The sequence below is a fragment of the Streptomyces sp. NPDC005863 genome (assembly GCF_042871345.1).
Taxonomy (GTDB): domain Bacteria; phylum Actinomycetota; class Actinomycetes; order Streptomycetales; family Streptomycetaceae; genus Streptomyces.
In genome coordinates this window covers 414,997-439,863 of sequence record NZ_JBIAII010000002.1, presented here as the reverse complement: position 1 = coordinate 439,863, position 24,867 = coordinate 414,997, and the positions used below count along the sequence as shown (strand labels likewise).

The 24,867-nt window shown below is 72.7% G+C and carries 8 protein-coding genes; 4 read left to right on the top strand and 4 right to left on the bottom strand.

The window, feature by feature from the left end:
* Positions 1-49: 49 nt before the first annotated feature.
* Genes ACFYO9_RS08135 through ACFYO9_RS08125 form a run of 3 tightly spaced genes read left to right on the top strand, consistent with a single transcriptional unit; the run spans position 50 to position 20,852 of the window.
* A complete protein-coding gene (locus ACFYO9_RS08135) occupies positions 50-12,481 on the top strand; it encodes an SDR family NAD(P)-dependent oxidoreductase (protein ID WP_388666090.1) in 12,432 nt (4,143 codons plus the stop codon).
* A gap of 17 nt (positions 12,482-12,498) precedes the next feature.
* Complete coding sequence (locus ACFYO9_RS08130) at positions 12,499-17,778, top strand: beta-ketoacyl synthase N-terminal-like domain-containing protein (RefSeq protein WP_358779173.1); 5,280 nt, start codon at positions 12,499-12,501, stop codon at positions 17,776-17,778.
* Positions 17,779-17,822: 44 nt separating this feature from the next.
* Positions 17,823-20,852 (top strand): AAA family ATPase, encoded by a 3,030-nt coding sequence (locus ACFYO9_RS08125; protein WP_358779174.1) that lies wholly within the window; start codon positions 17,823-17,825, stop codon positions 20,850-20,852.
* A gap of 109 nt (positions 20,853-20,961) precedes the next feature.
* Here ACFYO9_RS08125 and ACFYO9_RS08120 read toward each other — a convergent pair whose 3' ends face one another.
* Positions 20,962-21,843, bottom strand: coding sequence for an SDR family oxidoreductase (locus tag ACFYO9_RS08120; protein ID WP_358779175.1), 882 nt, complete (start codon positions 21,841-21,843; stop codon positions 20,962-20,964).
* An 87-nt stretch (positions 21,844-21,930) separates the two neighbouring features.
* On the opposite strand from ACFYO9_RS08120, the gene ACFYO9_RS08115 reads away from it, so the two are divergent.
* Entirely contained in the window at positions 21,931-22,509 is a 579-nt protein-coding gene (locus ACFYO9_RS08115) for a helix-turn-helix domain-containing protein (protein ID WP_358779176.1), read from the top strand.
* Between the two features lie 15 nt (positions 22,510-22,524).
* Here the strand turns inward: ACFYO9_RS08115 and ACFYO9_RS08110 are convergent, their stop codons facing one another.
* From ACFYO9_RS08110 to ACFYO9_RS08100, 3 genes are read right to left on the bottom strand one after another with little or no spacing between them, the layout of a single operon-like run.
* A complete protein-coding gene (locus ACFYO9_RS08110) occupies positions 22,525-23,970 on the bottom strand; it encodes an FAD-dependent oxidoreductase (RefSeq protein WP_358779177.1) in 1,446 nt (481 codons plus the stop codon).
* The gene (locus tag ACFYO9_RS08105; protein ID WP_355813912.1) at positions 23,967-24,380 is read right to left on the bottom strand and encodes a nuclear transport factor 2 family protein; all 414 of its coding nucleotides are present in this window, start codon (positions 24,378-24,380) and stop codon (positions 23,967-23,969) included. Before ACFYO9_RS08105 ends, ACFYO9_RS08110 begins: the two co-directional genes overlap by 4 nt.
* 38 nt (positions 24,381-24,418) lie before the next feature.
* The gene (locus ACFYO9_RS08100) at positions 24,419-24,853 is read right to left on the bottom strand and encodes a nuclear transport factor 2 family protein (protein ID WP_358779178.1); all 435 of its coding nucleotides are present in this window, start codon (positions 24,851-24,853) and stop codon (positions 24,419-24,421) included.
* Between the last annotated feature and the right edge of the window lie 14 nt (positions 24,854-24,867).

Below are 24,867 nucleotides of genomic sequence, written 5' to 3'. Positions count from 1 at the left end.
ACCGACCGTGCACGGCGCGACAACCACGCTGAAGGCTGGGTGAACTCTCATGGCGAGTGAAGAGCAACTGGTCGACTACCTCAAGCGGGTGGCCGCCGAGCTGCATGACACCCGGCAGCGCCTGCGCGAGGTGGAGGACCGCCGCCAGGAGCCGGTGGCCGTGGTCGGCATGGCGTGCCGCTTCCCGGGCGGCATCGAGACACCCGAAGGCCTGTGGAACCTGGTCGCCGCGAGCGACGACGCCATAGAACCCTTCCCCACCGACCGCGGCTGGGACCTGGAGGGCATCTACCACCCCGACCCCGACCACCCGGGGACCTGCTACGTCCGCGAAGGCGGATTCCTCACCGGCCCCGACCGCTTCGACTCCGACTTCTTCGGATTCAGCCCGCGCGAGGCCCTGGCCAGCAGCCCCCAACTGCGCCTGCTTCTGGAGACGTCCTGGGAGGCCCTCGAACGGTCGGGCATCAACCCGGCCACCCTGAAGGGCAGTTCGACCGGCGTCTACGTAGGTGCAGCCACCACCGGCAACCAGACGCAGGGCGACCCCGGCGGCAAGGCGACCGAGGGATACGCGGGCACGGCGCCCAGCGTCCTGTCGGGCCGGCTCTCCTTCACCCTCGGCCTGGAGGGCCCGGCGGTGACCGTGGAGACCGCCTGCTCCTCCTCGCTCGTCGCGATGCACCTGGCCGCCAACGCCCTGCGCCAGGGCGAGTGCGAACTCGCCCTCGCGGGCGGCGTGACCATCATGTCCACCCCCGAGGTCTTCACCGGCTTCTCGCGCCAGCGCGGCCTGGCGCCCGACGGCCGCTGCAAGCCGTTCGCCGCCGCGGCGGACGGCACGGGCTGGGGCGAGGGCGCCGGACTCATCGTCCTGGAACGGCTCTCCGAGGCGCGCCGCAACGGCCACAAGGTCCTCGCGGTGCTGCGCGGCTCCGCCATCAACCAGGACGGCGCAAGCAACGGCTTCACCGCGCCCAACGGCCCCTCGCAGCGCCGCGTCATCCGACAGGCGCTGTCCAGCGCCCACCTCTCGACGTCCGAGATCGACGTGGTCGAGGCGCACGGCACCGGCACCAGGCTGGGCGACCCCATCGAGGCCGAGGCGCTCATCGCCACCTACGGCAAGGAGCGCGAGGAGGGCCGGCCGCTGTGGCTCGGCTCGGTGAAGTCCAACATCGGTCACACGCAGGCGGCCGCGGGCGTGGCGGGCGTCATCAAGATGGTGATGGCCCTCCAGCGCGAACTGCTGCCGGCCACCCTGAACGTCGACGAACCGACCCCGCACGTCCAGTGGGAAGGCGGCGGCGTACGGCTCCTGACCGAGCCGGTCCCGTGGGCACGGGGGGAGCGGGCGCGGCGTGCGGGGGTCTCGTCGTTCGGTATCTCCGGTACGAACGCACACGTGATCTTGGAGGAGGCGCCGGAGGAGCCGGAGTCCGAGGAGCCCGGTCAGGGGGACCTGGGCTCCTCGGCTTCGGGGGCGGTGGTGCCGTGGGTGGTGTCCGGTCGCGGCACGGACGCGCTGCGTGAACAGGCCCGGAGGCTGGGCGAGTTCGCGGCCGAGGGCTCGGACGTCGCGGCGTCGGAGGAGGTTGGTTGGTCCTTGGCCACGACACGTGCGGTGCTGGAGCACCGGGCGGTCGTGGTGGGGCGTGACCGGGAGGCTTTGACGTCGGGTTTGGGTGCGTTGGCGTCGGGTGAGGCGTCGGCGGATGTGGTCTCCGGGGTCGCCGGGGATGTGGGTCCTGGGCCGGTGTTGGTGTTTCCGGGGCAGGGGGCGCAGTGGGTGGGCATGGGTGCCCAACTCCTTGATGAGTCTCCGGTGTTCGCGGGGCGGATCGGTGAGTGTGAGCGAGCCTTGTCTGCTTACGTGGACTGGTCGCTGACGGACGTGTTGCGCGGGGACGGGAGCGAGCTGTCCCGGGTCGAGGTCGTGCAGCCCGTGTTGTGGGCCGTGATGGTGTCGCTGGCCGCCGTGTGGGCGGACTGCGGGGTTGTTCCGGCTGCTGTGGTGGGGCATTCGCAGGGTGAGATGGCGGCTGCTTGTGTGGCGGGTGCGTTGTCGTTGGAGGATGCGGCGCGGATCGTCGCCGTACGCAGTGATGCTCTGCGGCAGTTGCAGGGGCGCGGGGACATGGCGTCGCTGGGTACGGGTCCGGAGCAGGCTGCTGAGCTGATCGGCGACCGACCGGGCGTATGCGTAGCTGCCGTCAACGGACCTGCCTCTACGGTGATTTCGGGCCCGCCCGAGCACGTGGCCGCAGTGGTGGCCGACGCCGAGTCCCAAGGACTACGTGCCCGGGTCATCGACGTGGGTTACGCCTCCCACGGCCCCCAGATCGACGAGCTCCACGACCTCCTCACCGAACGCCTCGCCGACATCCAGCCGACCCGTACCGACACAGCCTTCTACTCCACGGTGACGGCCGAGCGCCTGTCGGACACCACCGCTCTCGACACCGAGTACTGGGTCACCAACCTCCGTCAGCAGGTCCGTTTCGCGGACACGATCGACGCCCTCCTCGCCGACGGTTACCGGCTCTTCATCGAGGCCAGTGCCCACCCGGTCCTCGGCCTCGGTATGGAGGAGACCATCGAGCGGGCGGACGTGCCCGCGACTGTCGTCCCCACCCTGCGCCGCGACCACGGCGACGCCGTCCAGCTCACTCGTGCCGCCGCCCAGGCGTTCGTGGCCGGGGCGGAGGTCGACTGGCGGCGCTGGTTCCCGGCCGACCCCACCCCCCGTACCGTCGACCTCCCCACCTACGCCTTCCAGCGCCGGAGTTACTGGCTTCCGGTGGACGGTGTCGGGGACGTGCGGTCTGCCGGGCTGCGGCGGTTGGAGCACACGTTGTTGCCCGCGGCCCTCGGGCTGGCCGACGGTGCGCTCGTGCTGACCGGGCGGCTCGCCGCGTCCGGGGGGAGTGGCTGGCTCGCCGACCACACGGTGGCGGGCACGACGCTCGTGCCGGGCGCGGCCCTGGTCGAGTGGGCGTTGCAGGCCGCCGACGAGGCCGGCTGCGCCACGGTCGAGGACCTGACGCTGCAAGCGCCCTTGCTGCTGCCGCACTCCGGTGGTCTGCAGGTTCAGGTGGTCGTCGGGGCGGCCGACGGCGAGCAGCCGGGCCTGCGCGAGGTGCGGGTCTACTCCCGCGCCGACTCCGCCGCCACCGACGACGACGCACCGGACCAGGACGAGACCTGGACGTGCCACGCCATCGGCACGCTGAGCGCGGAGACGGCCGGTGACGCGCCGGACGGCCTGGACGGCCTGGATGGCCCGTACGGTCTCGGCGGGCAGTGGCCTCCGGCCGGTGCCGAGGCGCTGGAGATCGGTGACCTGTATGAACGTGCCGCGGCGGCAGGGTACGCGTACGGGCCCTCGTTCCAGGGCCTGCGCGCGGTGTGGCGGCACGGGCAGGACCTGCTGGCCGAAGTGGAGCTGCCCGAGCAGGCGGGCGCCCACGACGGCTTCGGCATCCACCCCGTACTACTGGATGCCGCACTGCACCCGGCCCTGCTGTTCGACCCGACCACGCCTGGTCACGACGGCCCGGGCGCGGGAGCGGCAGCGGGTGAAATCCGGCTGCCCTTCGCGTGGAACGGCGTGTCCCTGTGGGCCACCGGCGCCACGACGGTACGGGTGCGTCTGGCCCCGTACCGGGACGACGAGGGAGCGGAACGGTACGAGGGGACGGAGACGGAAGCCCGCGCGGCGCTGCGGGTGACGGTCGCCGACGCGACCGGGGCACCGGTCCTGAGCGCCGACTCCCTGGCCCTGCGTCCCGTCGACCCCGAACTGCTGCGCGCGGTCGGCACCACAACCGGCGGGCCCAACGGCCTGTTCACGGTGGAGTGGACCGCCGTGCCCGCGACAGCCGAGGCGGAGAACGGCGACGACTGGGTGGTGCTCGGTCCTGACGCCTCCGCACCGGCCACGGAGGGCCTGACCCGCTACCCGGACCTGGCGGCCCTGTCCGCCGCGCTCGACGAGGGAGCCCAGACCGTCCCCGCGACCGTCGTGGCCGACACCGCCACGACATCGGCATCGACATCGGCATCGGCATCGGACGCGGAAACGGTCGACGCGTGCGGCCGCGAGATCGCCGAGCGCACTCTGCGGCTCGTACGAGAGTGGCTCACCGAACCACGTTTCGCCGAGGCTCGACTCGTCCTCCTCACGCACCACGCGGTGGCCGTGCCGGCAGACGGCGACCGCATCGGCGACGGGGGCGCCGAGGGCGGCGAGGTCGAGGGCCCGGACGCCCCGACCCTCGACGCACCCGCCGCCGCCGTGTGGGGCCTCATCCGCAGCGCTCAGGCCGAACACCCGGACCGCTTCGTCCTGTTGGACGTCGACCAGAGCGCGGACCGGGCGGCCGTCGCCCGCGCCCTCGCCACCGCGGAACCGCAGCTCGCCGTACGTGCGGGCGAGCCGATGGCCCCCCGTCTGACTCGCGCCACGACGACGACGCCCGCACGAGTGCCCGGGTCCGACCCCGACCTCACCCCTGACCTTTCCCCTCACCCCGGCACGGCCCTGGACCCCGACGGCACCGTACTCATCGCGGGCGGCACCGGGATGATGGGCGGGCTCGTCGCCGAGCACCTGGTGCGCACCTGGTCGGTTCGGCACCTGCTGCTCGTCAGCCGCCAGGGCCCCGCCGCACCGGACGCCCCTGCCCTCGCCGAACGGCTGACCGGTCTGGGCGCCGAGGTAAAGATCGTCGCCGCCGACCTGACGGACGGGCGCGCCACCGCCGAGCTGGTCGCGTCGGTCGACGCCGCGCACCCGCTGACCGGCGTGATCCATGCCGCGGGTGTCCTGGACGACGCCGTGGTCACCGCGCAGACCCCCGAGCAGCTGGCCAGGGTGTGGGCCGCCAAGGCCTCCGTAGCCGCCAACTTGGATGCGGCTACGGCTGGTTCGACACTGGGCCTGTTCGTGATGTTCTCCTCCGCCGCCGGTGTTCTCGGCAACGCGGGCCAGTCCGGATACGCGGCCGCCAACGCGTTCGTCGACGCCCTGATGGCCCGCCGCCGCGCAGCGGGCCTGCCGGGTCTGTCGATCGCCTGGGGCCTGTGGGCGCGCGGCAGTGCCATGACCCGGCACCTGGACGACGCCGACCTGGCGCGGCTGCGCGCGGGCGGCGTGAAGCCGCTGCTCGACGAGCAGGGCCTCGCCCTCCTCGACGCGGCGCGGGACGCCGCCGCACACACGGCGCTCGTGGTCGCGGCCGGCATCGACGTCCGCGGCCTCTCGGGCGACGACGTGCCTGCGATGCTGCGCAACCTGACGGGCAGGACGCGCCGCAGGGCGGCTGCCGACTCCGCCGTCGATAAGGCGGCGCTGGAGACGCGGCTCGCCGGCCTGGACGAGGCCGGACGCCGAACCGTCGTGGGTGACGTCGTACGCGAGTGCGTTGCCGCGGTGCTCGGCCACCGATCCGCAGCCGATGTCCGTACCGAGGCCAACTTCAAGGATCTGGGCTTCGATTCGCTCACCGCCGTACAGCTGCGCAACCGCCTCTCGGCGGCCAGTGGCCTCCGGCTGCCCGCCACGATGGCCTTCGACCACCCCACCCCCGACGCCCTCGCCGCCTACCTGTGCACGCGACTGAGCGGCGACACCCGCACGGCGACGCCCACCACCCGGGCGGTCCTTCCCTCGTCCGCGACCACGGACGACCCGATCGCGATCGTCGCGATGGCCTGCAAGTACCCGGGCGCAGTGACGTCGCCGGAGGGACTGTGGGACCTCGTCGAGGCGGGCGTGGACACCGTCGGCGACTTCCCGACCGGCCGCGGCTGGGATCTGGAACGCCTCTTCCACCCCGACCCGGACCACCCCGGCACCAGCTACGCCGACCAAGGCGCCTTCCTGCCGGACGCGGGCGACTTCGACGCGGCGTTCTTCGGGATCAATCCGCGTGAGGCGCTGGCGATGGATCCGCAGCAGCGTCTGATGCTGGAGGCGTCGTGGGAGGTGTTCGAGCGTGCGGGCATCGATCCGACGACGCTCAAGGGCAGCCTGACGGGCACCTATGTGGGCGTGATGTACCACGACTACGCGGCGGGCCTCGCGCAGGACGCCCAGCTGGAGGGGTACTCCATGCTGGCCGGTTCCGGCAGCGTGGTCTCCGGCCGGGTCTCGTACACCCTGGGCCTGGAGGGCCCGGCGGTCACGGTGGACACGGCGTGCTCGTCGTCGCTGGTCTCCCTCCACCTGGCGGCGCAGGCACTGCGGCAGGGCGAGTGCGACCTCGCCCTGGCGGGCGGCGTCACGGTCATGGCCACACCCGAGGTCTTCACCGGCTTCTCGCGCCAGCGCGGCCTCGCCCCCGACGGCCGCTGCAAGCCCTTCGCCGCGGCGGCGGACGGCACGGGCTGGGGCGAAGGTGTGGGTGTGGTGCTGCTGGAGCGTTTGTCGGACGCGCGTCGGGCGGGTCGTCGGGTGTTGGCGGTGGTGCGTGGTTCGGCGGTGAATCAGGATGGTGCGAGCAATGGTTTGACGGCGCCGAATGGTCCGTCGCAGGAGCGGGTGATTCGTCAGGCGTTGGCGAGTGGTGGTTTGTCGCCGGTTGATGTGGATGTGGTGGAGGGTCACGGTACGGGGACGAGGTTGGGTGATCCGATTGAGGCGCAGGCGTTGTTGGCGACGTATGGGCAGGGTCGGGTTGTGGGTCGGCCTTTGTGGCTTGGTTCGGTGAAGTCGAATATTGGTCATACGCAGGCGGCTGCGGGTGTGGCGGGTGTCATCAAGATGGTGATGGCGTTGCGTCGTGGTGTGGTGCCGGCGAGTTTGCATGTGGATGGTCCGTCGCCGCATGTGGATTGGGAGTCGGGTGCGGTTCGGCTGGCGTCGGAGTCGGTGGATTGGCCGGAGGTGGGGCGTGTTCGGCGTGCGGGGGTGTCGTCGTTCGGGGCGTCGGGGACGAATGCGCATGTGATTTTGGAGCAGGTGCCGGAGGAGCCGGTGGGGGCGGACTCGCCGGAGCCGGTGGGGGCGGGCTCGTCGGAGCTGGTGGGTGGTGGGTCGGTGGTGCCGTGGGTGTTGTCGGCACGCAGCCGGGAGGCGTTGCGTGCTCAGGCGAGCCGCCTGCGTGATGCGGTGACGGCGGATCCGGCCGTGGCGGTACGGGACGTGGGCTGGGCCCTGCTGCACGCGCGCTCACTGTTCGAGCAGCGGGCAGTGGTGGCGGGCCGTGACCGCTCCGAACTCCTCGCCGGCCTTGCGGCGTTGGCCTCGGGAGAGCCGACGGTCGGCCTCGCGGAGACGCGGGGAGATGCGACGCCCGCCAGCGGCGACATGGTCTGGCTGTTCAGTGGTCAGGGGAGTCAGTTGGTGGGGATGGGGGCTGGTTTGTATGAACGGTTCCCGGTGTTTGCTGATGCCTTTGATGAGGTGTGCGGGCTGTTGGATGAGGAGTTGGGCGCTTTCGGTCCTGGGCTGAAGGATGTCGTGTTCGGTGGTCCGGGGGAGTTGTTGGGTCATACGTTGTGGGCGCAGGCGGGTTTGTTTGCGTTGCAGGTGAGTTTGGCGCGGTTGTGGGGTTCGGTGGGGGTGCGGCCTGATGTGGTGGTCGGGCATTCCATCGGTGAGATCGCGGCTGCGTATGTGGCGGGTGTGTTTGGGTTGGAGGATGCGTGTCGGGTGGTGGGGGCTCGGGCACGGTTGATGGGTGCGTTGCCTGAGGGCGGGGCGATGTGTGCGGTGCAGGCCACGCCCGAGGAACTGGCGCCTGAGCTGGAGGGCTGCGACGTCAGTGTGGCGGCGGTCAATACGCCGGATTCCACGGTGATTTCGGGGCCCGTTGAGGAAGTGGCTGCTATTTCGGCTTTGTGGGCTGAGCGGGGTCGTAAGACGAAGGCGTTGTCGGTCAGTCACGCGTTTCATTCGGTGTTGATGGAGCCGATGCTGGACGACTTCACGGAGGCTTTGCGGGGTGTAAAATTCCGGGAGCCGGCGATCCCGCTGATGAGCAATGTGTCCGGGGAGCGGGCCGGGGCGGAGATCACTGCTCCGGAGTACTGGGCGCGGCATGTGCGGCAGCCCGTACTGTTCCAGCCCGCCATTGCTCAACTCGCGCAGTCAGCGCGGGTGTTCGTGGAGCTGGGTCCCGCGCCCGTGCTGACGACCGCCGCCCAGCACACCCTGGACGACGTTGCCGAGCAGCAGGAGGCCGAGCCGGTGCTGGTGTCCTCGCTGGCCGGGGAGCGGCCCGAGGAGCGGGCCTTCGTGGATGCGATGGCGCGGCTGCATGTGGCTGGTGTCGACGTCGACTGGTCGGTGTTCTTCCCGGGTGGTGGGGCGTCGCGGGTGGTGGATTTGCCGACGTATGCCTTCCAGCGGGAGCGGTTCTGGTTGTCGGGGCGTGGCGGTCGTGGGGCTCGGGATGCGGCGGGGCTAGGTCTGGTGGCTGCCGGTCATCCGTTGCTTGGGGCGGCGGTGGAGTTTGCCGGCCGGGGTGGGTGTCTGCTGACGGGGCGGTTGTCGCGGTCCGGTGTGTCGTGGTTGGCCGATCATGCGGTGGCCGGGGCGGTGCTGGTGCCGGGTGCGGCGTTGGTGGAGTGGGTGTTGCGGGCCGGTGATGAGGTCGGTTGCGCTGGTGTGGAGGAGTTGATGTTGCAGGCGCCGGTCGTGGTGCCTGAGGCGTCCGGTCTGCGGGTGCAGGTCGTGGTGGAGGAGGCCGGCGACGACGGGCGGCGGGGTGTGCAGATCTACACGCGCCCCGATACGGATTCCTCGGACGGTGACGACGCGTGGGTTTGCCACGCCACCGGCACCCTCACCCCCGAGGCCACCCAGGTGAGTGCCGCAGGTGTCACGAGCGATGCGTCTGACGGTCTCGCCGGAGCGTGGCCCGTGCCGGGCGCGGTGCCCGTCGATCTGGCCGGCTTCTACGAGCGGGTGGCCGAGGCGGGATACGCGTACGGCCCGGCCTTCCGGGGGCTGCGCGCGGTGTGGCGGGACGAGCAGGATCTGCTCGCCGAGGTGGAGCTGCCCGAGGCCGCCGGCAGCCATGACGGGTACGGCATCCACCCCGCCCTCATCGATGCCACCCTCCACCCCGCCCTGCTGCTCGAATGGCCCGGCGAGCCGCAGGACGACGGCAAGGTCTGGCTGCCGTTCACGTGGAACCAGGTCGCTCTGTGGGCCGCGGGTGCCGGCACCGTACGCGTCCGTCTGTCGCCCGGCGCGCACGACGAGACGGAACGGGAAGTACGGGTACTGGTCGCCGACGGGACCGGGAGTCACGTCCTGAGCGTGGGATCCGTGACCCTCCGCCCCGCCGACATCGGGCAGTTGCGCACGGAACGGGCCCGCGATGAAGGGCTGTTCGCGGTCGAGTGGACGCCGATCCCGCTACCGCTCCCGGCCTCGGGGGCAGAGGCGGAGGGCGTCGGCGAGTGGGTCACGCTGAGGGGCGGCGCCGGGCCGGCGGACGTGGTGCGGGCCGGTGGCGAGGCACCCTGGGCGGTCGTCGCACCCGTAGAGACCATACCCGTAGAGACCACACCCGTAGAGACCACACCCGTAGAGACCATGCCCTTCGGGACCGCACCCGGTGGGACGCCGTCCGGCGGGTCCGCACCCGGTGAGACCGAGCCCCGTGAGACTGCGCCCGGCGACGGCCTCCCCGTGGCGGAGGCGGTGCTGTCACTGGTGCAGAAGTTCCTCGCGGAACCGGAGCTGGCGGAGTCCCGCCTCCTCCTGGTGACGCGCGGAGCCGTTGCCGTTGCCGTCCCAGGAGAGGGCGACGGCGGCAGCCCCGGCGACGTGGACGCCGCCGCGGCAGCCGTCTGGGGCCTCGTCCGCAGCGCCCAGTCGGAACACCCGGGCCGCTTCGCCCTGTTGGACTTGGACGTCGACGGCGATCTCGCCGACCTCACCGCCCACGGCGACGAACTGCCGCAAGCCGCCCTCCGCCAGGCCGTGGAAGATCTCGACGAACCCCAACTCGCGCTCCGTAACAACACCTTGCTGATCCCCCGACTCGTCCGCGCGGCCGGCGGCGTGCTGGCGACGGTCCCCGACACCCGCGCCTGGCGCCTGGACAAGGGGACCGCCGACACACTGGAGAGCGTGGCGCCCGTCGCCTACCCGGAGCTCCTGGAGCCCCTGGGCCCCGGCCAGGTACGCCTCGACGTCCACGCCGCGGGCATCAACTTCCGTGACGTCCTGGTCAGCCTCGGCATGGTCCCGGGCCAGATCGGCCTCGGCGGCGAGGGCGCGGGCGTCGTCACGGAGGTCGGTTCCGAGGTCGCGCACCTCTCGGTGGGCGACCACGTCATGGGCGTACTGCACGGATCCTTCGGTCCGATGGCCGTGGCGGACACGCGGATGGTGGCGCCGGTTCCGCAGGGTTGGGACATGCGCCAGGCGGCCGGTATGCCCGTCGCGTACCTGACGGCTTGGTACGGGTTGGTGGAGCTGGCCGGCCTGAAGGCGGGGGAGCGGGTACTGATCCATGCCGGTACCGGTGGCGTGGGTATGGCGGCCGTGCGGATCGCCCGGCACCTCGGGGCTGAGGTGTTCGCGACGGCGAGTCCCGCCAAGCACGCCGTGCTCGACGCGATGGGCATCGATGCCGCCCACCGTGCGTCCTCCCGTGACCTCGACTTCGAGGAGACCATCCGCCGGGCCACCGGTGGACGTGGCGTGGACGTCGTACTCAACAGCCTGGCCGGCGAGTTCATAGACGCCTCCCTGCGGCTGCTCGGCGACGGCGGACGGTTCCTGGAGATGGGCAAGACCGACCTGCGTACGCCCGACCAAGTGGCCACCGAGTACCCGGGCGTCACGTACACGGTCTACGACCTCGTCACCGATGCCGGGCCGGACCGTATCGAGCTCATGATGAGGGAGCTCGGCGAGCGGTTCGCCTCCGGGGCTCTGGCGCCCCTGCCCGTACGTTCCTGGCCGTTGGATCAGGCGCGGGAGGCGTTCCGGTTCATGAGTCAGGCCAAGCACACCGGCAAGCTGGTGTTGGAGGTCCCACCCGCCCTCGATCCCGAGGGCACGGTGCTCGTCACCGGCGGCACCGGTGCGCTGGGTCAGGTCGTGGCCGAGCATTTGGTGCGGGAGTGGGGTGTACGGCATCTGCTGCTGGCCAGTCGCCGCGGACCGGACGCCCCGGGTGTCGGTGAACTGGCGGACCGTATACGGGAGTTGGGTGCCGAGGTGACCGTGGCCGCCGCGGATGTCAGTGACGCGGAGTCGGTGGCGGAACTGGTCGGCAAGACCGAACCCGCCCACCCGCTCACGGGAGTCGTGCATGCCGCCGGTGTACTGGAGGACGCGGTCGTCACCGCCCAGACACGGGAAGGCTTGGAGCGGGTATGGACGGCCAAGGCGTCGGCCGCCTCCCATCTGCATGAGGCGACACGCGGCATGCGGCTCGGACTCTTCGCCGTGTTCTCCTCCGCGGCCGCCACCCTCGGCAGCCCGGGACAGGCCAACTACGCCGCAGCGAACGCCTATTGCGACGCGCTCATGCAGCACCGCCGGGCCCGGGGGCTGTCGGGCCTGTCCATCGGCTGGGGGTTGTGGGAGGCCCCGCAGGCGCAGACGGACGGTACGCCGAACAGCACAGCAACCGACGCCACCACACCCGGCACCGCCGCCACCACATCCGCCACCAGCGCCGCCACACCCGGCACCGGAATGACCGGCACCCTCACCCACACCGACGTCGCCCGCATGAACCGCATCGGCGTGAAGGCCATGACCCCGGAGCACGGCCTGTCCCTCCTGGACGCCGCGCGTCGGCACGGCCACCCGCACCTCGTCGCCGCCGACCTCAACACCCGTGTCCTCGGCGGCCAATCCGCCGCCACCCTGCCCGCCCTCCTGCGCGCCTTCGCGGGCGGACGCGGCTCCGGGCGTCCGACGGCCGCGACCGTCCGGCAGGACGTCGACTGGGCGGGCAAGCTGGCCGCGCTCACCGCCGACGAACAGCACCGCACCCTGCTCGGCCTGGTGCGGACACACGCGGCGGCCGTCCTCGGGCACTCCGGCACCGACGCCGTGCGTGCCGACGCCGCCTTCCAGGACCTCGGCTTCGACTCCCTGACCGCCGTCGAACTGCGCAACCGACTCTCGGCCGCCACCGGGCTGCGGCTGCCCGCCACGTTCATCTTCCGGCATCCCACGCCCTCGGCCATCGCCGACGAACTGCGGACGCAGCTCTGCCCCGCCGGTGCCGACCCCGCGGCGCCGCTCTTCGGCGAGCTCGACCGGCTGGAGACGGCCATCACGGGGCACGCGCACGACGCGGACACCCGCGACCGCCTCGTGGCGCGCCTGCAGAGCCTGATGTGGCGCCTCGACGACGCCGCCACCGGCGTGCCGGGCAACGGCACGCACGGCACCGGCGAGGCCGCGGCCGAGGACGCGGACACCGGGAACGGAGACCTCGAGTCCGCCTCGGACGACGAGCTCTTCGAACTGATCGACCGAGAACTGCCTTCTTGATCAGGAGTGGAGACGACATGCCGGGTACGCACGACACGCCGGGTACGGAGGACAAGCTCCGCCACTATCTGAAGCGAGTGACGGCGGACCTCGGACAGACCCGCCAGCGGCTGCGCGACATGGAGGAGCGGCAGCGGGAACCGGTGGCCATCGTCGCGATGGCCTGCCGCTACCCGGGCGGCGTCGGCTCCCCACAACAGCTGTGGGACCTGGTCGCCTCGGGCGGCGACGCCATCGAGGAGTTCCCCACCGACCGCGGCTGGGACCTGGGCGGCCTCTACCACCCGGACCCCGACCACCCGGGCACGACCTACGTGCGCGAAGCCGGGTTCCTGCGCGACGCGGCCCGCTTCGACGCCGACTTCTTCGGCGTCAACCCGCGCGAGGCGCTGGCCGCCGACCCGCAGCAGCGGGTGCTTCTCGAAGTGGCCTGGGAACTGTTCGAGCGCGCGGGCATCGACCCGGCCACGCTCAAGGACACCCCCACCGGCGTGTACGCGGGCGTGTCGAGCCAGGACCACATGACGGGCGGACAGGGCGGACAGGCCGGGCAGGTGCCGCGGGAGGTCGAGGGGTACGCCACCACGGGCACCCTCGCCAGCGTCATCTCCGGCCGCATCGCCTACACCTTCGGCCTCGCGGGTCCTGCGGTGACCCTGGACACGGCGTGTTCGGCGTCCCTCGTCGCGATCCACCTGGCCTGCCAGGCGCTGCGGCAGGGCGACTGCGGTCTGGCCCTGGCGGGCGGCGTGACCGTGCTGTCCACGCCCACCGCGTTCGTGGAGTTCTCCCGCCAGCGCGGCCTGGCCCCCGACGGCCGGTGCAAGCCGTTCGCCGAGGCGGCCGACGGCACCGGGTTCTCCGAGGGCGTCGGCCTGATCCTCCTGGAACGCCTCTCCGACGCGCGCCGCAACGGCCACCGGGTCCTCGGTGTCGTACGAGGATCAGCGGTCAACCAGGACGGTGCGAGCAACGGTCTGACCGCCCCCAACGACGTCGCCCAGGAACGGGTGATCCGCCAGGCACTCACCAACGCCCGCGTCACCCCGGACGCGGTCGACGCCGTCGAGGCGCACGGCACCGGCACGACGCTCGGCGACCCGATCGAGGGCAATGCGCTCCTCGCCACGTACGGCAAGGACCGGCCGGCCGGCCGGCCGCTGTGGCTCGGCTCCGTGAAGTCGAACATCGGCCACACGCAGGCCGCCGCCGGCGTGGCGGGCGTGATCAAGATGGTGATGGCGATGCGCCACGGCGAACTGCCTCCCTCGCTGCACATCGACCGTCCCACGCCGCACGTGGACTGGGAGGGCGGGGGAGTACGGCTCCTCACCGACCCCGTGCCGTGGCCCCGGTCCGACCGCCCCCGCCGGGCGGGCGTCTCCTCCTTCGGCATCAGCGGCACCAACGCCCACCTGATCGTCGAACAGGCCCCCGAGCCCGCGGCGGCCCCGGAAGGGCAGGCTGAGGCCCGGGGTGCCGGCGCGGACCTGGTGGTGCCGTGGCTGATATCGGCCCGCAGCGACCAGGCGCTACGGGCCCAGGCCGCGACCTTGGCCGAACGTCTCGCGGAGGCAGCCGAATTGGGTGCCCCTGTTGACGTCGGCTGGTCGCTGCTGACGACGCGCGCGCTGCACGACCGGCGCGCGGTCGTCGCGGGCGCGGACCGCGGTGAGCTGATCGCTGGGTTGGAGGCGTTGGCGGCGGGTGACGTGCATTCGTCCCTCACCGGTCCTCCCGTTGCGGGGGAGCGTATCGGTGGTGATGTGGTCTGGCTGTTCAGTGGTCAGGGGAGTCAGTTGGTGGGGATGGGGGCTGGTTTGTATGAGCGGTTCCCGGTGTTTGCTGATGCCTTTGATGAGGTGTGCGGGCTGTTGGATGGGGAGTTGGGTTCCTCTGGGCGGTCGTTGAGGGAGGTGGTTTTTGCGGGCCCGGGGGAGTTGTTGGGTCATACGTTGTGGGCGCAGGCGGGTTTGTTTGCGTTGCAGGTGAGTTTGGCGCGGTTGTGGGGTTCGGTGGGGGTGCGGCCTGATGTGGTGGTGGGGCATTCCATCGGGGAGATCGCGGCTGCGTATGTGGCGGGTGTGTTTGGGTTGGAGGATGCGTGTCGGGTGGTGGGGGCTCGGGCGCGGTTGATGGGGGCGTTGCCTGAGGGTGGGGCGATGTGTGCGGTGCAGGCGACTCGTGAGGAGTTGGCGCCTGATTTGGAGGGCTGTGACGTCGGTGTGGCGGCGGTTAATACGCCGGATTCCACGGTGATTTCGGGGCCTGTTGAGGAAGTGGCTGCGATTTCGGCTTTGTGGGCTGAGCGGGGTCGTAAGACGAAGGCGTTGTCGGTCAGTCATGCTTTCCACTCGGTGTTGATGGAGCCGATGCTGGCCGACTTCACCGAAGCGCTGCGGGATGTGGAGTTCCGGGAGCCGTCGATCCCGCTGATGAGCAATGTGTCCGGGGAGCTGGCCGGGGCGGAGATCACGGCTCCGGAGTACTGGGCGCGGCACGTGCGGCAGCCCGTACTGTTCCAGCCCGCCATTGCTCAACTCGCCCAGTCAGCAGGGGTGTTCGTGGAGTTGGGACCCGCCCCCGTGCTCACGACCGCCGCCCAGCACACCCTGGATGCGGTGGCAGACCAGGCCGAGGGCGGTGACAGTGCCCCGGAGCCGGTCGTCACCGCGTCCCTCGACCCCGCACTGCGGGACGACGTGGCGTTCGCGCGGGCGATGGCGCGCCTGCACACGGTCGGGGCCACCGTGGACTGGTCCGCGTACTTCCCGGCCGACCCCGACCCCGCGCCCCGGACCGTCGACCTGCCGACCTACCCGTTCCAGGGGCGACGGTTCTGGCTGGCGGACGTCGCGGCGCCCGTGGCCGTCTCACAGACGGACGGTGAGGAGGCCGGTTTCTGGGCGGCCGTCGAAGGCGCGGACATCCAGACGCTCTGCGACACCCTGCACCTCAAGGACGACGGCGAGAGGGTGGCGCTGGAGACGGTGTTCCCCGCGCTGGCCTCGTGGCGGCGCGAGCGGCGTGAGAAGTCGATCATCGACGGCTGGCGGTACCGCGTCGACTGGCAGCGCATCGAGCTTCCGGGATCGGTCGCGCTTCCAGGGCCAGTCGCGGCGCGCAGAAACGCGGATACCGCGCGTGCGGAAGGGGTGCCGGGCAGCGGAAACGGCGGTACCTGGCTGATCGTCACTCCCGCCGACGCGGCCACTTCCGTCTGGCGGCAGGCCTGCGTACGGGCGCTGGGGGAGGCAGGCGTGCCGGTGGCTCTCGTCGAGGTCGGTCCGCACTGCGGCCGGGCGGAGGTCGCGGAGCTGCTGCGGGCGCAACAGGCCGCGAGCCCGGACGGGTCGCCGCTCGGCGGGGTGCTGTCCCTGCTGGCGCTCGACGACGGGCGGGAAGCCGGGCGCGCCGCCGCTTCCGGTGGCCCGGCAACCACCGAGGCTCCCGTCCTCGACGCCGTCGCCCAGGGCCTGACCGACACCCTGACTCTGGTGCAGGGGCTGCTCGACGCCGATCTCGGGGTCCCCCTGTGGTGCGCCACCCGTGGCGCGGTCTCGTGCGGTGACGCCGATCCGGTCGTCTCCCCGGCGCAGGCCCCGATCTGGGGGCTCGGTCGCGTGGCGGCCCTGGAGCACCCGGAGCTGTGGGGCGGCCTGGTGGATCTGCCCGGCGACCCGGAGGCGCTCGACGCGGGCACGCTGTACGCGGTGTTGTCCGGCAGCGGTGGTGAGGACCAGGTCGCCCTGCGGCGCGGCGGAGTCCTGGGCCGCCGTCTCGTCCCCGACGCCGCCACCGGCGCCGACGCGACCGGCTCCACCAGCCCCGCCGACTCCGCCGGTTCCCGCTGGCAGCCGCACGGTGCCGTCTTGGTCACGGGCGGCGTCGGTCACCTGGCGGACCAGGTGGTGCGGTGGCTTGCGGCGTCCGGTGCCGAACACGTCGTACTCCTGGACACGGACCCCGAGGCGAGCACGCGCGACGACGAGCTTGCGGACGAAGTCGCGCGGCACGGAAGCCGGTTGACGGTTCTCACCGGCGGCCCGGCCGAAGGAAGGGCGGCGGTGACGCGTGCGCTCGCCGAGCTGCCGGACCTGTCCATACGCACCGTCATCCACACCTCGCTCCCCGGCCGGCTCGCCCCGCTTGCCGAGGTCACTCCCGGGGAGCTCGTGGCCATGGCCTCCGCTGCCGTCGAGCTGGGCGAGCTGGGGGGTCCTGCGCCGGGGTCGGGTCATGCCCCAACTGCGGGCGGCACACCAGACTTTGACGCCGACACCCAAGCTGACGCCGACGCCGACGTGAGCACCGTAGAGACCATCCTCTACTTCTCCTCCGTCGCCGCCACCCTCGGCAGCAGGGAGCACGCCGCCTACGCCGCCGCCAACGCCTACCTCGACGCCCTGTCGCAGCGGCAGGACACCGACGGCCCGCGTACGGTCGCCGTCGGATGGGGCATCTGGGATCTGCCCGACGACGGGGAGCCGGCACGCGACGCCGCCGCGCTGTCCCGACGGCAGGGACTGCCCCCGCTCGAACCGCAGTTGGCGCTCGGCGCGCTGCATGCCGTGCTCGATGGCGGCAAGGGCCACACGCTGGTCACGGACATCGAATGGGAGCGGTTCGCCCCGCTGTTCACGTTGGCCCGCCCCACCCGCCTGCTCGACGGGGTCCCGGAGGCCGTACGGATCCTCGACGCGTCGTCGGACAGCGGCGAGGGCGCGGAGAAGGCCGCCGAGAAGGCCGCGGAGCTGCGCCGCGAACTGGCCGCCCTGCCCGTCCCGCAGCGGACCGGCGCGCTCTTGGACGTGGTCCGCAAACAAGTGGCGGCCGTCCTCCGGTACGAGCCGGGGCAGGAGGTGGAGCCGGAAAAGGCCTTCAAGGACCTCGGGTTCGACTCCCTCGTGGTCGTCGAGCTGCGCAACCGGCTGCGCGCCGCCACCGGCCTCCGCCTGCCCGCCACGATGGTCTACGACTACCCGACGCCCCGCGCCCTCGCGGAACACCTGCTCGACCGCATCCTGCCCGACGGCGGCGCGGGGGAGCTGCCGGTGGCGGCCCACCTGGACGACCTGGAGCTGGCCCTCGACGGCCTCGCCGTGGACGATCCGCGCCGCAAGGGACTGATCCGGCGCCTGCAGACCCTGCTGTGGAAACAGCAGCCCGACACCACCGGCGCGGCTGCTCCCGCCGACGGAGACACGCCGGGCGACGGGAACGAGGGCGAGGACCTGGAGACCGCGAGCGCCGACGACATGTTCGCGCTGATCGACCGCCAGTGGGGCACGCGATGACCCGTGCCTCTCGGCCGGGCAGCTGATCACGGAAGGGGCGAGCGGTGGACCTGGTGGAACGTTCGGAGCATCTGTCCGCTTTACGGGACGCGTACGGAGACGTCGAGGGCGACGGTGCCAGCGGTGCCGGTACGGGCGCCCGCCCCAATGCCGGCCCCCACTCCGGTGCCGGCCTCCGCCCCGGTCCCGGCCCCCACCCCGGCACCCGTCCCGACCCGGGGTCCGCCCGCCGCCCCGAAGGCCACGGCAGCCTCGTCGTCCTCAGCGGCGGTATTGGTACGGGAAAGACGGCGCTGCTGCGCGCCTGGGCGGACGGTCTGGACGCCGACGCCCTGGTGCTGACCGCCACCGCCTGCCGCGCCGAACGAGGCCTGCCGCTGGGGGTCATGGAGCAGCTGCTGCACAGCCCCGGCCTGCCCGCCGCGAGCGCCGAACGCGCTCTGGCGTGGCTCGACGGCGCGGACACGTCAGCCCCGACCACCCCGGCCCCGGGCGCCCCGTACCCCCAACCCCGCACCACGACCACGACCGCCACCGCCACCGCCATCACCCACACCCCCGAGGCCCTCACCCCCGAGACCGGCGACAGTGAGCCGCCCCTCTCCGCCCCCGCCCTGCGCGGCCTCTGCACCGTGCTGCGCGGCCTCCTCGACGAGCGGCCCGTCGTGATCGCCGTCGACGACGCGCATCACGCCGACGCCGCCTCGCTGCGGTGCCTGCTGTACGTGGTGCGGCGCCTGCGGTCGGCGCGGTTGCACGTGGTGCTCACCGAGTACGCGCAGCAGAAGGCGTCGAACGCCCTGCTCGGCAGCGATTTCCCGCACGAGCCCGACCTGCGCGTACTCCGTCTGGAGCCGTTGTCGAAGGCCGGCGTGGGCGCCGTACTCGCCCGGCACCTGGACGAGCGGACGGCCCAGGACCTCACGCCCCTCGTCCACGAGATGACCGCGGGCCACCCGCACCTCGTCCGCGCGCTGATCGACGACCACCGGACGGCGGGCGGGGCGGGGGAGGCGTACGGGCGCGCGGTGCTCGGCTTCCTCCACCGGCACGAGGCACCCGTCACCCAGGTCGCCCGGGCGGTCGCGGCGCTCGGGACGCGGGCCGGTGCGACGCTGGTCGGGCGGCTCCTGGACGTGGACGCGGCGTCCGTCGCCCGCGCCGTGCACCAGCTGACCGCCGCGGACGTCCTGCACGAGGGGCGCCTGTGCCATCCGGCGTTCGCGGCGGCCGTCCTCGACGGCATGCCGCCCGAGGAGCGCGGGGCCCTGCACGGGCGGGTGGCGGACCTGCTGTACGAGGAGGGCGCGCCGGCGACCGAGGTCGCCGCACACCTCGTGGCCGCCGACCGCGCGGACACGCCGTGGGCGGTGCCCGTCTTCCAAGAGGCGGCCCAACTCGCCCTGGACGAGGACCGGATGGAGACCGGCATCGGCTACCTGCGGGCCGCCCATCGCCGGTGCCGGACCACCGGCCAGTTGGCCGCGACCGTCGTCGCGCTCGCCGACGCGGAGTGGCGCGTGGACCCCGCGAAGGTGCTCCGCCACCTGCCCGACCCCACGGCTTCGACCGTGACCGCGGCGCACCCCGCAGGGCGCTCACCCGCGGGGCGCACACCCGCACCCTTCGGCCTCACCCCACCCCGTCTCCCCACGCACCTCCTCTGGCACGGGCGGGTCGAGGAGGGCCTGGACGCCATCGAGGCGCTCACCGGGCCGAGCCCGGGCCGGCCGGACGGCGCGCCCCCGATGAACGCCGCGGACCTCGACACCCCGTGGCTGTGGGGCGCGTACCTGTTCCCCGGGCACGTCAAGGAGCGGCTGGGCGCCGGCGTGCTCGCCTCACAGCGTTCGGCCCCGCCCGCCGTCACTCCGGAGCTGCAGGGGGCGGGCACCCTCCTGAACGACCTGCTGCACGGCGCGGGACCGGACGCCGTCGAGGCCGCCGAGCGCGCCCTGAACCGGTACCGGCTCGGCCCCCGCACGGTGGCGGTGCAGTCGGCGGCCCTGGCCACCCTGACCTACCACGACCGTCCGCACCGCGCCGCGGCCTGGTGCGACGGGCTCGTCGCGCAGGCCGCCGAGCGCGAAAGCCCCACCTGGCAGGCGCTGTTCCACGCCTGGCGGGCCCTGATCCACCTGCGCCAGGGCGACCCGGCCGCTGCGGACCGGCGCGCCGCGACCGCGCTCGCCCTGCTCGGCCCGAAGGGCTGGGGCGCCGCGATCGGACTGCCGCTCGCCGCCGCCGTACAGGCGAAGTCGGCGCTGGGGGACGTGGACGGGGCGGCGGCCCTCCTGGAGCGGCCCGTACCGCAGTCGGTGTTCCAGACCCGCCCCGGACTGCACTACCTCGCGGCCCGCGGCCGCTACCACCTGGCCACCGGCTGCCACTACGCCGCCCTCTGCGACTTCTACGCCTGCGGGACCCGCATGAGCAGCTGGGATCTCGATCTGCCCGCGCTGGAACCGTGGCGGCTCGGCGCGGCCGAGGCGTACCTGGCCCTCGGTGAGTCGCTCCTGGCCCGCCAACTGGTCGACGCCCAGAGCGCGTTGAACGCCCCGGCGGGTGGCCGTACCCGGGGCATGACCCTGCGTCTGCGGGCCGCGACCTCGCCCGCCCCGGAGCGCGTCGCGTTGCTGGACGAGGCCGTGGTGGCGCTCCGGGAGTGCGGTGACCCCTTCGAGCTGGCGCGGGCCGTCGCGGACCAGAGCGTCGCCGTACGGGAAAGGGGAGAGGCGGAACGGGCCCGCCTGCTCGCCCGCAAGGCCCAACTCCTGTCCCGGCGCTGGGGCAACGCGCCCGTCCCCGCGACGGCCCCCGACGGCGGCACCCCACTCGACGGCACTCCACTCCACGACGCCCCCCACCGCGACGCCCCACCCGACGCCACCCCGCCCGACACCGAACTGAGCGGCGCGGAACGCCGGGTGGCGGAGCTCGCGGCCGACGGGTTCACCAACCGCGAGATCTCCCGCAAGCTGTGCGTCACGGTGAGCACCGTGGAACAGCACCTGACCCGGATCTACCGGAAGCTCGACGTCAAGCGGGTCGATCTGCAGGCCGCCCTGAGGTAGGACCTGAGGTAGGAGGCGCAGGTCGTACACCGCGTCGTACGCCGGGCGGGGCCTCCCTTTCGCCGGTCAGGGCCGGACCTCTCGCCGGTCAAGTCGGACCTTCCGCCCGTCAGGGCCGGACGTTCTCCAGGTCCTCCAAGAGGCCGGGGTGCTTCGGCTCCCAGCCGAGGGCCCGCCGGGTGTGGACGCTGGACGAGGGCTGGTCGCTCGCGAACAGGGGGCCGAGCGGGCCGTACGTCGACGACGGCACCGATTCGACCGGCAGGCCGAGGCGCCGGCCGATGACCTCGGCGATGTCCCGCACCCGGTCCCCCTCGTCGGCCACGGCGTGCCAGACGGTCCCGGCGTCCCCCCTTTCCAGGGCGAGCCGGAAGAGGACCGCCGCGTCGAGCGCGTGGACGGCCGGCCAGCGCTGTGTGCCGTCGTCCGGGTAGCCGGACACCCCGTTCCGGCGGGCGATGTCGGTCAGCAGGCCGGCGAACCCGCCCGCGCCCTGGTTGTGCACCGTGCGCGGCAGCCGTACGGCCGTGCTCCGGACCCCGCGCGTGGCCAGGCCCAGGACCGCCGTGACCGCGAGGCCGCGACCGCCGACCGGTCCGTCGGTCGGCACCGGGTCGGCCTCGGTGGAGGGGCGGCCGGGGGCGAGTGGCGTACCCGACGCGGTCACGAACGGGCGGTCGCTGCCCACGAGTTCCTCGCCCAGGGCCGCGAGGGCGGCGCTCTCCTCGGCGACGTTCTTCGCGATGACCTCGGGGCCGCTGAAGTCGTTGCCGAACGCCAGGTGGACGACGCCGTCGGCCTGCGCGGCGCCGGCCCGCAGGACGTCCAGATCGGCGAGGGCTCCCCGCAGCGGCTCGGCGCCGGCCGCCTCGGCGGCGTGGGCGGACGCGTCGGAACGGGCGAGCGCGAGGACGGTATGGCCGTTGCCGAGCAGCTCGGCGACGACGGTCGACCCGATCAGGCCGGTGGCGCCGGTGACGAAGACACGCATGGGGTTCCTCCCAGAGTGATGGGACTCTTGTCCCGTCACAAGCTACCAGGGTGACGGGACAAGAGTCCCATCGCATATGCTGGACCCATGGGTAGGTGGGAACCAGGCGCACGCGAGCGCCTCGTCGTGGCAGCGGTCGACCTCTTCGCCGAGCAGGGGTACGACGCCACGACGGTCGCGCAGATCGCCGAGCGCGCCGGCGTCACCAAGAGCACCTTCTTCCGGCACTTCCCCGACAAGCGGGAGCTGCTGGCGGCCGGGCAGGAGACGCTGAGCCGGCTGCTCGCCGAGGGCATCGCGGAGGCCCCCCGCCGCGCCACCCCGCTTGAAGCGGTCGCCGCCGGCCTCGAACGCGCGTCGAGTGCGATGGGCCCCATGAACCGCGAGCTCGCCCCGCGCGTGAAGGCGGCCATCGCCTCCTGCGTCGAGCTGCAGGAGCGTGACGCGCTCAAGACCGTCACGCTCGCCGCCGCGATGACGGCCGCCCTGATCGCCCGCGGCCTGCCCGACCCCACCGCCGCCCTCGCGAGCGAGCTGGGCGTCCTCGCCTTCAAGCGCGGGTTCGCCGAGTGGTCCGACGGTGACCGGGACGGCGAGGAGGAACTCGCCGGATACGTCCTGTCGGCCCTGGAGGGGCTGCGGATCGCCAGCGCCTCGCTGGGCTGACCGGGAACCGGCGCCTCAGGTCCGCGCGGCCTCCGGCGCGATCGTCGCCGCGTCCAGGCCCACCACGTCCAACTCCTCGGGCAGGAACGGCGGTGCGGTGAGTTCCGGGAGGCGCTCGTCCGCGCGCATCGCCATCAGGAAGCGGTTGGAGCCCAGCTCGCTCTGCGGCGCGTTGAGGCTCATCACGTCCGTGACGATCTCGGACGCCTTCGGCGAGCGGATCGACGCCGCGGTGATGGCCTCGGCGAACCGCAGCCGCTGCGCGGTGTCCACCCCGGTGAGGCGTGGATCCGTCGCGGACACCCGGCAGTTGACGTAGTCGATGTCCTTGGTCGTGGCCAGGATCCACGGATCGTCGACCGCCGCGCCGATCGCCTTCTGCAGGCCGAGCGCGGCGCCAGGACCGCCCCACCCTTCGCGGGCGAGCTCCCGGTCGATCGTGTCGGCGCAGCGCGCGGCCGAGCTCATGCCGTGTCCGTAGATCGGGTTGAACGCGGTGAGCGAGTCGCCGATGACGAGCAGACCGTCGGGCCACCGCTCCTGCCGCTCCGGATAGAGGCGGCGGTTCGCCCCGGAGCGGGAATGGTGGACGGGCGTGAGCGGTTCGGCGTCGCGCAGGAGATGGGCGATGACCGGGTGGTTGAGGTTCTCCGCGAACGGTACGAACTCGTCCTCTGTACTCGGCAGTTGGGCGCCCCGCGTGCACGAGAGCGTCGCGAGCCAGCGGCCGCCCTCGATGGGGTAGACCACGCCGAACCGGCCCGGCTCGCGCACCCGGTCGTCCGCGGCGATGTTGACGGCGGGGAAGCGGGTCGTCGCGCCGGGCGGTGCCTGGAAGAGCCGGGTGGCGTAGGCGACGCCCGCGTCCACCACGTCCTCCTCCAGGGCGGGGGCGCCGAGCGCCGACAGCCACCGCTTGAGGCGGGAGCCGCGCCCGGTGGCGTCGATCACCAGGTCCGCCGCCAGCGTCTCCTGCCGGCCGCCGTCGACCTCACGTACGACGACACCGGTGACCCGGCGGTCGTCACCCGTCAGCTCCACGGCCTCGGTGCGCTGCCGGACGGTGATGTTGCCGGCCGCGAGGGCCTGGCGGCGCACCGTCAGGTCGAGCAGCGGCCGGCTGGCGACCAGCGCGAACTGCGTTGCGGGAAAGCGGTGTTGCCAGCCCTGCCCGGTCAGCGTCACCAGGTCCTCGGGGAAGCCGAGGCGCCGGGCGCCCGCCGCGAGGAGGCGCTCGGTGGTGCCTGGCAGCATCTCCTCGATGAGGCGGGCGCCGTTGGACCACAGCAGGTGGGCGTGGCGGCCCTGCGGGACCCCCTTGCGGTGCAGGGGTTCCCCGGGCAGCGCGTCCCGTTCGACGACGGTGACGGTGTCCACGTGCCGGGCCAGGGCGTGGGCCGCCAGGGTGCCGGCCATGCTGGCGCCCAGTACGACGGCGTGTGCGGGTCGGGTGGTGGTCACGCGCGGATCCCTTCGGGATGGCTGCTGTCGGCGGGCTCGTCCATGGTCACGTCCGTCACTCCCCAGAACGCCTGGACCCGGCGCCCGAGACCGTTCTCGTCGAGCTCGACGATGCCGACGATGCGGAAGGTCATCGGCCGCGGTCGCCGCACGGTGACCGTCGTCGGCGTCACCACGAACCGGTCGTCCATCGAGGTCATCGGCGGGTCCGGCACCTCGTGCGTACCGCAGGAGACGGCGAGTTCGAGGTGCCGGCGCAGATCGTCCTTGCCCACCATCGGCGGCCGCCCCACGGGATCCTCGAAGACGATGTCGTCCGTGAACAGGTCGAGGACGCCCTCGATGTCGCCGGCGTTGATCCGCTCGGCGTAGTCGACGGCCATCTGCTTGCGGGTGGCCTCGTCGGGCATAGCACCTCCAGTGCGGGGTGGGGGCCTCGGCCTGTGCTTCAGCCGAGGACCGTGAGATCGGATGTGCCCCAGTACGACTTCAGATGCCGGATGAGGCCGGACGGGTCCATGCGGATCACGAGCATCGCCGTACGCCGCACGCGGGCCGTCTCCGGAGCGTCGGGGGCCTTGAGCCAGCCCCGCTCCGCGTACGAGGGGCCCACGGGCAGGTAGTCCATCTCGGAGACGACCTGGATCAGCGCGTGCGCCGCGTCCTGCCCGGCGACGGGCTGTTCCGCCTGCTCCCGCAGCCGCGCGGAGAAGAGGCGCGCGTAATGGGCGCGCAGCTGCGCGTGCCCGGTGACCGGTGGGTGGCCGACCGGGTCCTCGAGGACGGCATCGGGCGCGTACAACTCGACGAGCGCGTCGAGGTCCCCGGCGTTGATCCGCCGGCTGTGCTCCTGGGCGCGCTGCTTGCGGGCGAACTCGTTCACCGCTGTCCCTCCCC

Bases quoted from the DNA above. Each gene is read 5' to 3' on its own strand.
- ACFYO9_RS08135 (WP_388666090.1), top strand. From the start codon at position 50: ATGGCGAGTGAAGAGCAACTGGTCGACTACCTCAAGCGGGTGGCCGCC.
- ACFYO9_RS08130 (WP_358779173.1), top strand. From the start codon at position 12,499: ATGCCGGGTACGCACGACACGCCGGGTACGGAGGACAAGCTCCGCCAC.
- ACFYO9_RS08120 (WP_358779175.1), bottom strand. From the start codon at position 21,843: ATGCGTGTCTTCGTCACCGGCGCCACCGGCCTGATCGGGTCGACCGTC.
- ACFYO9_RS08115 (WP_358779176.1), top strand. From the start codon at position 21,931: ATGGGTAGGTGGGAACCAGGCGCACGCGAGCGCCTCGTCGTGGCAGCG.
- ACFYO9_RS08105 (WP_355813912.1), bottom strand. From the start codon at position 24,380: ATGCCCGACGAGGCCACCCGCAAGCAGATGGCCGTCGACTACGCCGAG.